Raw genomic sequence first — 13130 nt, 5'->3', positions numbered from 1 at the left:
CTCAAAGGCTGAACATATGACGACTAAGTACTTTGGTACTGATTATTTTTTCTCTTTGATTGTCTTTTTTGTCTGAGTTTTAATGTATCTGGAGAATTTGAAAACGTTGCTTTCCCTGTCAGGGCTGTTGCGAGCGAACGAGGTGATGGGTATGTAAACAAGTCTGTAACAGACAGAATCATGCCAAGCTTGTGAAGTGAACCGTGTAATTGAACAAGTTGTAACGAATTAGCCCCAGCATCAAAAAAGTTTTCTTTTTCACCCACAGACAGGTTCACTATCTGGTAGAAAACCGCTTGGATCTTACCTATTGTGATAGGATCGAAGTCACTGCCTTTGACTACATATAAGGTTGATGACGGCGCTTTTTTTGTAAAACGGGATATGTTTTTTTGCTCGCTAACAAGTTGATTTAACGGCATCGACCAGCATTCTGGTTTTCGGGCTAACATTTTGAGTAACGCAATGTAATGGCTAAACATTTTCTCTAGAAGTGGCTGAGGTAGTAAGCTTTCAACCGCATCCCAGTTGAGGCATAGGTATCCTGAAGATTCATAGACTTGATGATCAAGCCATACTTGAGGTGTTTGAGAAATACCCCAAGTAGGTGTTAGCCAATCTGAACTTGGCATAAAATCGCCCTCCGATGTGCCCAGTGCACTGGTAAATACCACTGGCATCGAGGTATTTGTCGCGCTCTGTTGCTTAGCAAGCTCTCTCATCACCCATACCGCTGAAATATCACTATGCTGAAGATCTTCTGCTAACTGTGCTTGCAAGCGTTTTAAAGTTGCTAACCAGTTATTTTCTGGGTGCCATGCCAGTAATAATAAAGTGGTAAAATCACCCATTATTTGGTTTATTTGAGGATGAGCGGGTTTTCTATCAAACAGGGTTAGATTAAGTGTAAGTGCTTTATTATCACTCCAAGCGGATAGCGTCGTCGCATAAGCACACATAAGAATGGCTGAAGGGGTCACCTTTTGTTTGGCTGCCATCTCTTTTAGTGCTGCCCATTCTTCAGGACTGAGCTTTGTTTCTACTCGAATGAACTTAGGTTTGTGTACTTGATCTGGATCTGACTGAATGGGTAAATTAGGCGCAGATGGAAGGTTTATTAACTGATCACGCCAGTAGGCCTTACCTTGATGATTTTCATTTTTAGCTAATTTATTTTCGCTATGTTTCCAATTGACATAATCCCTAAATGTCACATTTAATTTTGGGAGTTTAGGCGCGCTGTTGTGATAGAAGATTTCAAGTTCAGATAAGAAAATTTTCATGCTTAAACCATCAAGCATCATATTGTCTAGATTGATAAACAAGCGTGCTTCTTGTAACGGATTCACTATTGCTTCAATACTAAATAGAGGCCAACACTCGGGATTCTTAACCTGATGCGATAATGTATCGCGAATAATGTCGGCTTGTGGGTCATTAATGTCATCAAATAGATGACATTTCAAAGCAAACGAAGGTACCAGGGACAAAACGAGTTGTTGGTGATCTCGAACCACTGCTCTCAACATGTCATGGCGTGCAACCAGCTTGTCTATTGCCTGATTAAAGCGTGTTACGTTAAGTTCACTGACTCTGAATTCTATAAAAAATTGTGAACTACTTTCGCCCAAGGAGAATCCCTGTTGACGACCTATCCAATAGGCTTGTTGGACTTCCGTCAAAGGAAAGGGAATATGTCGATCCTCTAAGCATATATTCAAAGGATCCTGTTTAACCAATGTGTTTTGTACACTAGGCACCAGCGTTGTAGCAAAATCACTGAGTGTGGTTTTTGTAAATAATTCGCTAAGGCTTCCTTGCAATGCGTGTTTCTGTAACTCAGCAATGCAACGGGTCGCAAGAAGACTGTCGCCCCCCATAAGGAAGAAATCACTTTCTTTATTAATGTGATCCATTTTAAAAAGTGAGCCCCATATTTTAGCGAGAATTATTTCGTTATAGGTCGTTAAGGGTGTCGTTTCAATATTATTTTCAGATTGTGCAAGGGTGGCATTAGTCAGTGATTGACGATCAACTTTGCCATTTTCTGTTAGTGGTAGCGCCTCCATAAAAGTAAATCGTTTAGGGATCATATAATGAGGCAGTTGATCACTTAATTTAGCGATAAGTTTAGTGGTATCGACTTTGAACACTGGATTGCGGTTTCTCAGTACATATAGAGCATGGTTTCCTACAGTGCTTTGATGTTCTAGGTGCAAGCCTGCTTGCTTAAAAGCGTCGCATAAGAAATGTTCAGACAGCAAACTGGGTTTTGTTGCTTCGATGACTTGGGCACTGATCAATGATGCATCATCTAACAGGGTGACTTCTGTCACAATGGCTAAGCCATCAGAAGCAAGTAATGTTTTGATATGCTGAAGATACGCAATAGGGCGCTGTTGACGATGTAATACGTTATTGATCAACAGTACGTCAGCACTGCCTTTGAGTGTCTCTGGAATCGTTTTGCTTATGTGACGCGCTTCTGCGTGGGCCGTTCTATTTAAACGATCTGTGGCGAGCTGAGTCATTGCAAGTGAGGAATCGAATGCGCTATATCGAACTTTTTGGGCGCCTAAAATAGTCGTAATATGATCCGCTAGAAGACCTGTTCGTGACTCTATTTCAATCATGTTCAGCGCTTCTCCCAATTTACTTGCAAGCGTTGAAATAGCCGTAATAATTTGCTGTAACTGATGTTGGAAATCACTTTGCTTAAATAACATAGCCTCAGGAGATAACTGGCTTTCGAGTAGTTCAGAAGCGTCGCATTCTCCTCTTAGTATTTTCGCAAGTAGCTGGCTAGATTGTGTTCCTATTAATAGCTGATTGTTAAGATCTGTGTTATTCAGTAATTGGTAAGTCGTGGTGTCACCTTGGCTATGTTTAGAGACCAAACCACGATCTGAAAGCAACGCTAACCATTGCTTAAATAAGTCGGCATACTGTTCCGTGGTGTTATACGAATGCATCCATTCATCTACCGTTTTAGCCTGAACCGTGTCAGACACTTGGGTTGATAAATGGTGGTGTAAGAAATCTGCAATCTGGGAATTTTCCTGTGCGCTTTGTGAATAACCTCCATGCTCTAGGAACAGATCACTATATGCGCTTGGTAGTGCTGGATGTGCTTGTACCGCAGTATGTAAATCAGTCCCTTCTGTGACGATAAAAGCGACTAATTGTTTATCTTTTCGGTCTCCTTGAGTGAGTGCTAATGAAACGCCTTGGCGAATCCCTGCAATACGGCTAAAGGCCGCATCTATTTCACCAAGCTCTATTCGGTAACCTCCTACTTTGACCTGATTGTCTTTTCTCCCTAAAAATTCGAGTGTGCCATCTGGCCAATAGCAACCAGTATCTCCCGTACGATACCAACGTTGAATTTCTGCTGTTTCAACATTAACTTGCTCAATGAATTTTTGTGATGTTAGTTGATTGTCATTCCAATACGCTAATGCAACACCAACACCTCCGATCCAAAGTTCACCATCGACCCAATCTGGGCAGTCTCTGCCGATTTCATCAATAACGCGATAAGCTTGATTTGTTAATGGGTATCCATAGGGGATAGATTGCCAGCTTGGGTCCACGTCTTTGACGATATATTCATTGGACCAAATGGCCGCTTCTGTCGCGCCACCCATGGCACTAAATGTTGTTGCTGAATTATATCTATGTAAGCGTTCTGGTAGTGAAAGGTCAATCCAATCTCCAGACAGCATGACAGTACGTAAATTAGATGGTGTGGTGAATTTCATGCCCTCACAGAAGGTGAGAAACATATCAAAAAGAGCGGGTACGGAATTCCACAGTGTAACTTGGTGCGCTTGTACTAAGTTATTCCAGGCCATTGGATCACGAAGTTGGTTTTCTTCAGGCAATACCAAAGCAGCACCCGTCGCCAGTACACCAAAAATGTCATAGACAGAAAGGTCAAACTGCAACGCTGATAGGGCTAAAATCCGGTCTGTATGTGTGACGTTATGGCGTGTATTGATATCAATACAGGTATTCAATGCTGCTTGGTGTGAAATGACGACACCCTTTGGAGTCCCCGTCGAACCAGACGTATAAATGATGTACGCTTTGTCATGTGCGCGACGACCTTGGCAAGGTTGTTGTAGTGTCTCAATGCTGACATCTTGCCAGTTTAGATGAATGGCGTTAGTCCATACCATGGTTTCTTGCGCCATTTTACAACGTATTACAATCCGGATTTTGGCACTTTCACAGATTGCTTTTCTTCGGCTTAATGGCTGGTTAGGTGCAATAGGAACATATACTCCACCGGCATAAAGGATTGCTAGTGTGGCAACAATTTGCCCTGGTCCTTTTTTCATGCTGATTGCAATGTGATCACCGGTTTTTAATCCCGCGTTGATTAACTGCAACGCAAGTTTTTTCGCATGTAAGGCAAGCGATTCAAAATTAAGTTTGTTATTCGCACTAATGATCGCTATGCGATTTGGGTGTTTTTCTGCTTGTTCAAAGATACGTTCGTGTAATAAACCAAGTGGTGCTGTAGCCTGAGGTTTATTTAGCGCTTTTCGGATCTCCTTTTGTGATTTTGGCAGCAAATCAGGTAAAGGTTTTTTCCAATGTGCTTCACTGTCTAGCATATATGAGACTAAACTCGTGAAACTCTGAAACATAGTATCTACAAGCGCTTCAGGAAACAGATCATCGATGCTATCCCATTGAAGGTTAATGCCCTCGTCATACTTGAACGCGACAAAGTCTAGCCAAACCTGTGGTGTTTGCGATATTCCCCAGCCTAGCTGGCCAAGTGGCCCGTTGATATCGTCTCCAAAGAGTGATTTCCCTAGATTACTGGTAAAAACAACAGGCGCTCCATGTGGGTGAGTCCCCTTTTTTTTAAGATCTCGTAATACTTCGACCCCAGAGATCATTCGGTGTTCGTAAAGTTCTGAAAATCGATTTTGATGCGTTTTAATTAGCGCGCAAGCATTCGCCTCATTGATGTTTATATCCAACAATAAAATATTAGTGAAGTCCGCCAACATCTTATCCACATGCTCATTGAACGGATGACAATCAAAGAGCGTGATATTTAGTAGTAATTTTTTCTGGCCACTCCAGCGCGATAACACAGCAGAGTAAAGTGTTGCTAATACCATTGTTGGTGTGACTTGGTTTATCGCCGAGAGGTGCTGCAGTTTGACCCATTCTGCTTTCTCTAATGAATGTCTACGGCGACTAAACTTAGGTTTTGATAATTGAGCAGGTTCGATTTTTAACGGTAAATTAGGTGCTGCTGGTAGCGTTGCATATTGAGATTTCCAAAAGTCATATGAATTTTTTTTCTGTATGTTCAGTTCACATGATTCTTGTTGTAAATAGCTACAAAAATCGTAATCATTGGGTATATCCTGAAGCATTTCACCTTTTAATAGGGCAGATAATTCGTTAAAAAACAAACTGAAGCTTGATGCATCCATCACCAATAGATCGATATTTACATGTACTCGATATTGTTGATTGTTGAGAACAGACACTTGAATGTCGAATGTTTGCCCGTGTTGTACATCGAGTACACGATGGCTAAGTTTGTTACGGGTACAAATCATTTTATGATCCGCTTTTTCTACAGAGAGAAGACTCAAATCGTGTACTGTTATTTTTTGTTTATCTGTTGGTTTTATCCAACGTTGAGTGCCATCACTATGAAAGCTAACACTTAACATTGGGTGGCGTTGAATGAGCTTATTTATTGCTAGGTTAAGCTGTACAAGGTCAAGGTTCTCGGTGTTAAATTCTTGGTATAGATGACAACCATTACCACCTAGTGGTTGGCTTGGCTCTCTGCCAATGTAATAAGCAAGTTGAACAGGGGTCATTGGAAAAGGAGCGCCATCGTTCATTGTCGAGTAGCTCTGCGAGGAGGGCGTTACTTTATTAATTTGACTGTTGGCATAAAATTTACGTTCGACCAGTGTTTTAATCTCGCAAATGGTTGGATGCTCATACATCTCTTTCAGTGTTATTTTGTGTCCTGCGCGTCGAAATTTATTAACCATGCGCATCAGAAACATAGAGTCGAGACCAATTTCAAAAAGGTTATCAGAGTCTTTGAGTGAAGCGGGGTGGATAGCAACGAAAAGACAAATCTCTTGCTTAAACTGTGAAATTATATTTTTTTTATTGATCATAGCGATGTCTACTTTGGTAAATTTTAGAGGATAAAAATCCAGCCAGTTGTTTTTTCAACAGCTCAGATAAATGATTGAAGAGGTAAACCCGATGACACGGGCTTACCTGTTTATTGGTTAGTTTTTTGCCTATTTAGCGTGTTTTCGTTAAATAGAGTTTGAGGTCTTATATTGGAAGGTTGTGTGATGCGATAGAGTGCAAAACAGCTTGCTATAATAGCGAGAGAATAATGTGCTGCGTAGCCAAGATATGAGATGAGCAATCCACATATGACTGCCATCACGATGGTTACTATCATATCCATTGATTGGAATAATGAATAATCGACACCCGCTTGTGAGCCATAAGACCATTCCATCATCAGCGTATAAAGGGCGACAAACTTGGCTGCCGATATGACGGCATTAAGAATGAAAAGTACCTCTAATAAATAAGAAATATCGATAAGATAGGAAGAATATAAAAAGAAACCGCTATACAGGATGATTTCTGCGCATAAACAAATAGTGAGCATTTTCATGGCATTGATATGCTTCATTGCCCAAGCACTCAAAGCGACTCCAATGAAACCTGTTAATGCGCCACCGCCTGCGACAAGTAGTCCCATATTTTCTAGGCTAATGCCTTTTTCATAGAGGAAAGGCATCATCATAGACAACACACTACGAGTGCCAATCTGGCATAACAGAATGAGCCCCAGTCCACGCCTTACTTTTTTATTTAAAAATGCATTTTTAAGAGACGGAACAAATGTCTCTTTTACGCTTGATTGCTGCGCTTTGCATTTAAATAACTTAAGCGTAGGAAGCGACATGATGACCACTAAACCCATAAGTGCAAACAGCGCCGACTTCCAATCGACTGTACCTGCTAAATAAATAAACAGGCCTCCGCCAAAGATGGCGCCGAGATATGCGCCACCCACTTGCATGACATTGCCGACACGTCTCTTCGCTTGAGGTAGTTGATCTACCGCTAATCCATCAACACTGATATCGGCAATAGTAGAAAATATTGCCAGTGCAAAAACACATAAAAATAAAAGTGATAATTCATGTAAAGCTTGAGTAAAAGCCAGTATTGCTAATATGAATAAAATAGCGACCTGTGCGAAAAGCACGAGGTAGCCGTGATTGTTCAATGCATTACCCTTTTTTCTTATTTTTTCTAACTGCGGAGACCAAAGGAATTTTAATGCCCAAGGAAGTATCGCAAGATAGAAAAGCCCTATTTGTGAGGTAGAAACGTCTTGAGACTTTAATAAAGCAGGCAGCCCCTGCAAAGTAAACATGCCAATTAGGCTTTGAGTCGTATAGACGCCAGCCATAATCGAAAGTAATGAAGACAGTTTTAAGCCACAAGTCAGGCGAGTCGACAAGTTCATTTGTTTACCACTTCATCTTCGCATTGAGTCCTACTTCTCGACCCGTACCGTAGTTACTCAGTGAAGTACCTCTCATCGAGAAGGAGTAGGTTTTGTATTCTTCATCTGTCACGTTGTTACTAAATAGTCGGAAAGAGAGGTGATCGTTGAAGTCATAAATAAGCGCGACATCAACCAATGCATAACCCGCTTGTGATTGGCTATTGTGCTCATCAAAATACATTTTTGATGTGTAGCGAGCATTGGAGACTAACGAAATATCACCTTCTACTAATGTTTGTGCTAAGTAATATTCTAGACCGAAGGTTGCCGTTGTATCCGGTGCGTAAGGTAAACGATTTCCCTCTAGACCTGCATTACCAGATTCAAAGGTCGATTTTCCTGAGGTACCGGCCAGTGTTACTGTGAGGTCATCAGTTGGATAAACGGCTAGCTCTAGTTCTAGACCTTGACTGGTCGCATTACCATGATTACTCAGTGTTTTACTTCCTGGTGTACCGGTATAAAGCTGTACATCTTTGGTTTCAATTAAATACAGTGCGCCACTTATTGCTAGCGTATTATTTAACAGCGTTGTGCGCCAACCTAATTCCCAATTGAGAGATTTTTCGGCATCAAATCCATCTTTGTCGCCATTACTACGTGGTACAGCACTGAAGCCTCCTGGGCGGTAACCACTTGCTACAGAGGTATACAGTCGGGTGTCTTGAGTCGCTTGCCAACCGATAGCTGCTTTAGGAGAAACGACATTTTCAGATTTACTTTGGTCGTATTCGTTAATGCCCCAAGCCGCGTTTTCTGCGTAGTTTGAATTAGTCGACATTCTTGAGGCGCGAAGGCCTAAAGTGAGATCAACAGCACTGGTTAGCGAATAAATGGACTGACCAAATAATGCGTATGTATCTGTTGAAATATTGTTTTGAGCACCTGAATTAACATCCAATTGACGATTTTCAAAATACCCGCCTAAAAGCATCGTCAAAGAATCGTTGAAACGTGTATTCACTCGTAGCTCTTGACTGAATGTGCCCTGATCTTCTATCCATGTGCCACCGATAAAGGTACGCTTTACTGCTCTGTCTTGGTAAGCCGTGATGCTTGTTACAGTGCTATTTTCAAAATCATAACCAACATTGAGGGAGATCGTATTCACAACTCGCTCAAGCTCCGGAATATCTTGGTTCGTTTCTTTTTTATCAAATTCACTTTGAGTCAGATACCATTCTTCATGGCTATTGAGATCACCTGCTGAAAAAGACAAAGTGGCGTTAATAGGAGAGTCATCGGAAAGGTAATGTAAACGCGCCATGCCACTAATTTCTTTTGTTTCGTTAGCTTTCTCTGTATTGCTAGGCAGATGCGTAATGTTACCCTCATCCTGTAGAGCACGAACGACGACGTCTGCATATATTGTGTCATTTAAGGCAACAGAAGCAGAGCCGTCTAGCTGACGACTTAAATTACTGTATAAAACATTCGCAGAGGCCTTTGGTTGGCGGGTTGCTTTATTGGTAACAATGTTAATGATACCGCCTTGAGCATTACCACCATATAAGGTGCCTTGTGGGCCTCTTAATAATTCAATATGTTCGACGTTTTGTAACTGCTGGGTAAGATAAGCAGCATCCTGCAAGATACCATCGACATAAATACTAACGGTGGGGGAGTAAAAATCTGAAGAGCTGATGCCTCTTATTGTTGTATTGGCATATGTACGGTTACCACGAGTCTGAATGACCAAACCTGGGAAAACCTTTTCAAGATCTTTAACCTCATGTATACCCGCTCTTTCTAACTCTTCGCCAGTTTTAACAATAATTGAATTATCGACTTGGCCTATAGATGTACCTTGCTTTGTTGCTTCGATAATCATTACTTCTTGCTCATTTTCTTGAGCAAAAGCGTTACTGCACAATGTCGACATTGCAATGCATAGCGTAATTTTAGATAATTTAGGGTGTTTCCTGTGCATCTTCTTTTCCTTGGGGTTTAGATCGATGGATGTATATTGCAAATTCTCCTCTTTATCCGCTAACGCAATAAGACGGAAAAAAAACGCAATCGGTCATTTGATAATGAATGTCAATTGCGATTGTGTTTTCGTGGTTGAAATTCATTAAAAATTCTCTGTAAGATTAACTTTCAATATAAATAGGAGTGAATTGGGTGCTGTTGCGAGAGAGAGTCAAAGTTTAATAGCGCGGAAGTATGAGTGATTTCCTAGCCATTGAGATCAATACGCTGTGCATTATTTTTATTCGTACTTGGGTATGAAGAAGGGCTACAGCCGAACTCTTTTTTAAAAGTAGCAGCAAAATGCCCATGATTGGAATAACCAACTTCTAAGGCAATATGGGAAATAGAGTGTTCTTTTAAAGCAAGAAGCTTTGCGGCTTTAGACATTTTTTGTTGGATAATATATTGATGGACAGTGGTATTAAATTCTTTACGAAACCACTGTTTTAGCGAGGTTTCATTAGTTCCTATTCTGCGCGCTAATTGAGTGATAGTCGGTGGCAATACAAATTCTTTATCCAAGATATCAATCGCACTCTCTAAGTTTTCACCGTAATAACTCGGTTTGGGGCTGACTTCCTCTTGTAGTAGATAGCGTGTCGCATCGCTGATGAAAGAGTATGTAAGGTGGCGATGTAAGCTAGTATTGGCGCTCATTGTTGGTTCTGATAATTTTTCAACAATATGATTAAACTGAGTGTTTGCCGATTTAATGATTAAAAATGGCGCTTGTTGTTGTAGCTTTTTTTGGGTGAGTAAGCCTATTTGCATAATATTAAGATATTCAAGTAGGACTTGTCTTGGTACCTGTAATGAAAAAAGTTTTGCAAACTGAGGTTGATAGCGACATAAGCCGGCTCTCGTGTCAGAGTAGCATAGCGCAATGGCGTTACTTGGAAAAATTCTCGGAGCTTTGAGGCTATCAATCTGATAATAAACCGCATTACCCAAATTGAGCATGATGGTAACCGTATCACACCCCGTTTTATCAGAACTATCTAATTGAACAGGTGCAGAAAATTGACCTATAAATAGGCACAGAAGCAGCTCTTCATTAACTGCACTGCAACGTAAAGAAAACTCACACTCGCTATGTTTAAATAAAATATTCCCGTCGGTTTGTATGGATTCTTTCATTAGATCCAAATTAAAAGGAACGCGGTAGTAGGACATAATAACAACCTTTAAATGGTAATGATATATATTATCATCCAAAAGGTTGGCAATACAATATATTTTTAATACTTGAAACTATTGATTGTATTACTTAAATATTTGTATTGTCATTAATTTGGTCAGGATTTCCCTCCTTTAGACATCTTTAAAAGAGAGAAAGCACTGACGTCTTTGACGATATTGAAGAGGTTTTTCTCCAAAATATTGTTTAAACAATTTACTGAAATAAGAAGGACTGGAATAACCGATATTATATACAATGTCGATGATGGGTTTCTCTGTATCTAGCAGCTCTTTAGCAGCCACTTCCATGCGTGCTTGTTGCAATACTTTAGAGAAGGTATTGTCAAAAAGGAATTTAAAACCACGCTTAAAACTTGTTTCATTGGTGCCGACTTCTTTGCAAATCTCTTTTATAGACCAATCTCCCCCTGGCTTAGTAGTTATCAAAGAGTGTGCTTTTCGTACTTTGTTGAGTGTGCGACTCGATAAACAGGCATATTTATTATCTGCTTTATTATGCTTATTATGCTTAATTAACTCGAGTTGATTAAATACTTTTGATAAACAGCGATAGGCAAGTAAGACGGGCTGTAAGTTGTCGGTAACACTAGATTTTTTGCCCGCCAACTGTGATTGTAATTGATTGGTAAACTGCTGGATCTCAATGATGGTATCAAAGATTAAAGGTATATTATAAGTTTTTGGGTTGATGTCACTCTCTTGAAATTTGAGGCTCATGTGTTGGTAAATATCGACAAGATAACTGCATTCAAAGCGAATTTCTGCAATCTCTACATAACTCTCATTTTCACTAATAAAGATATCGTTAAAGACACTCTGTGAAAAGATGAGTACACTTTTTCCTTTTTGTAATCGCTGTGCTTCATCTTTTCCATTGTGCCAGTCAATATTATCTCCTTCGATCACTGTGAGAATGCGTAGGCAAGCCTTTTTAGGAGAATGACTCGCTTGACTAGGTGCACATCCACCATATCCGGAAAAGGTATGTATTTGGCAACCTAAACAATCACCAACAGGTTTCACTAAAGGGTCGCTGTTAAAGCTAGACAGTAGTTGCTCATGATTAGCAATAATATTGATAATAGGTATGGAGCTTGAACAAGATTTCATATCGTAATTTTCCCTTTGATAGCTCGACGTATTGTGGCTCGTTCGTGAGTAAGCATAGCGCACTGTAGTTTGGAATTTTCTTGTATAATAATGCGCATATTTGTGTCTCTATTTTCATTAAATAGTATTTAATGACGTTTCAAGTATCTTAACCAGAGGCTCTATTTTGTAGAGGAAATGTTTGTTTGTCTGCTCGGATTGGAAGTAATTTTAAATGTTATTTTGTCTAATTTGAGTAGCGATACTTGTGGTGAGTCTTGCATCGATAAATGATAACTTATCAGGAGAATCATATTGATTTTCTCTTGCCTTTATAGGTATCCTATAATGACGCTATCTATAGTTATCAATGAGATAAGGCCATATATTTAAATGAATAAAAGTGAAGTTATGTCATTTATGTCGGAATTTCGCCAAATAGAGTTATCGAAAGGGCATGTGTATTTATGCGCCTTTGATGTTACGAAATTTAGTGCCTTTCATATGAGAAAGGCACAAATTATATTACCGGCTAGGTTAAAGGCGGCTGTACCGAAGCGTCAGGCTGAATTCATTGCTGGGAGGACGTTAGCGAGTGTCGCACTGAAAAAATTAGGCTTCCCTGAAACGCTTATTCCGATAGGAAAACATCGCTCACCGGTATGGCCTAAAGGCATTGTTGGATCGATTTCACATAACGCTTCTTTTGCTGTTGCCTGCGCGAAGTTAACAGAAGACAACAGTGCTATGGGCATCGATATAGAAACGCTATTTACTGAAAGCCAAGCAAATGAAGTTCAAGATTTAATTTGCCATCAAGAAGATTTTAAGTGGTTTAATCAGCCACCATTGAGTTATGTGCAACTAATCACGCTTATTTTTTCTGTTAAGGAAAGCTTGTTTAAAGCTATTTATCCCAACATACAAAGATACCTAGAATTTCAAGATGCCAAATTGATTGATTTAAATATAGAAACATCGGTAGGGCGTTTAGAACTAATGATTAAAAATAGCCATAATACGTCTCGCTATTATGAATTTGAATATCAATGGGTTGATAATAATATTATTACTTTTATCTCTGTGTAGGTTAGAAGTCATGCGTAGAAATAAATGGAGGAGAGTAAAATTAAAAAAGCAAACGCCCTGTAAACTTAGTGAGCCTGTTTAACGGCTTACTTTGTGGATGATTTTTCAGGTTTATTATGGTCGTTAATCAACGCAATATAATTACTGTCTGCACTTATATTTTCACGGCATTGAATGT

General features: G+C 39.9%; 6 protein-coding genes. 1 reads left to right on the top strand and 5 read right to left on the bottom strand.

Going from position 1 to position 13130, the window contains the following annotated elements; translation table 11 throughout:
* Positions 1–23 precede the first annotated feature (23 nt).
* The 5 genes from CXF74_RS09940 to CXF74_RS09920 form a co-directional block, all read right to left on the bottom strand.
* Positions 24–6173 (bottom strand): non-ribosomal peptide synthetase, encoded by a 6150-nt coding sequence (locus CXF74_RS09940; RefSeq protein ID WP_101082295.1) that lies wholly within the window; start codon positions 6171–6173, stop codon positions 24–26.
* Between the two features lie 110 nt (positions 6174–6283).
* Positions 6284–7558 carry an MFS transporter gene (locus CXF74_RS09935; protein WP_101082294.1) on the bottom strand — a complete coding sequence of 425 codons (1275 nt, stop codon included), beginning with the start codon at positions 7556–7558 and terminating at the stop codon, positions 6284–6286.
* Positions 7559–7562: 4 nt separating this feature from the next.
* Positions 7563–9530 (bottom strand): TonB-dependent receptor, encoded by a 1968-nt coding sequence (locus CXF74_RS09930; protein WP_101082293.1) that lies wholly within the window; start codon positions 9528–9530, stop codon positions 7563–7565.
* Between the two features lie 248 nt (positions 9531–9778).
* Positions 9779–10747: a helix-turn-helix transcriptional regulator gene (locus CXF74_RS09925; protein WP_101082292.1), complete on the bottom strand. Its 969-nt coding sequence runs from the start codon at positions 10745–10747 to the stop codon at positions 9779–9781.
* A 138-nt stretch (positions 10748–10885) separates the two neighbouring features.
* On the bottom strand, positions 10886–11884 hold the full coding sequence (locus CXF74_RS09920) for an AraC family transcriptional regulator (RefSeq protein ID WP_101082291.1): 999 nt from the start codon (positions 11882–11884) through the stop codon (positions 10886–10888).
* 372 nt (positions 11885–12256) lie between these two features.
* On the opposite strand from CXF74_RS09920, the gene CXF74_RS09915 reads away from it, so the two are divergent.
* A complete protein-coding gene (locus CXF74_RS09915) occupies positions 12257–12952 on the top strand; it encodes a 4'-phosphopantetheinyl transferase family protein (protein WP_101082290.1) in 696 nt (231 codons plus the stop codon).
* Positions 12953–13130: the final 178 nt, after the last annotated feature.

The organism is Psychromonas sp. Urea-02u-13 (assembly GCF_002835995.1).
In the GTDB taxonomy this organism is placed as follows: domain Bacteria; phylum Pseudomonadota; class Gammaproteobacteria; order Enterobacterales; family Psychromonadaceae; genus Psychromonas.
Note: the sequence above shows the minus strand (reverse complement) of the source record. Positions and strands in the feature narration are given on the sequence as shown.

Coding starts and splice junctions, on each gene's coding strand:
- CXF74_RS09940 (WP_101082295.1), bottom strand. CDS start 6,173: ATGATCAATAAAAAAAATATAATTTCACAGTTTAAGCAAGAGATTTGT.
- CXF74_RS09935 (WP_101082294.1), bottom strand. CDS start 7,558: ATGAACTTGTCGACTCGCCTGACTTGTGGCTTAAAACTGTCTTCATTA.
- CXF74_RS09930 (WP_101082293.1), bottom strand. CDS start 9,530: ATGCACAGGAAACACCCTAAATTATCTAAAATTACGCTATGCATTGCA.
- CXF74_RS09925 (WP_101082292.1), bottom strand. CDS start 10,747: ATGTCCTACTACCGCGTTCCTTTTAATTTGGATCTAATGAAAGAATCC.
- CXF74_RS09920 (WP_101082291.1), bottom strand. CDS start 11,884: ATGAAATCTTGTTCAAGCTCCATACCTATTATCAATATTATTGCTAAT.
- CXF74_RS09915 (WP_101082290.1), top strand. CDS start 12,257: ATGAATAAAAGTGAAGTTATGTCATTTATGTCGGAATTTCGCCAAATA.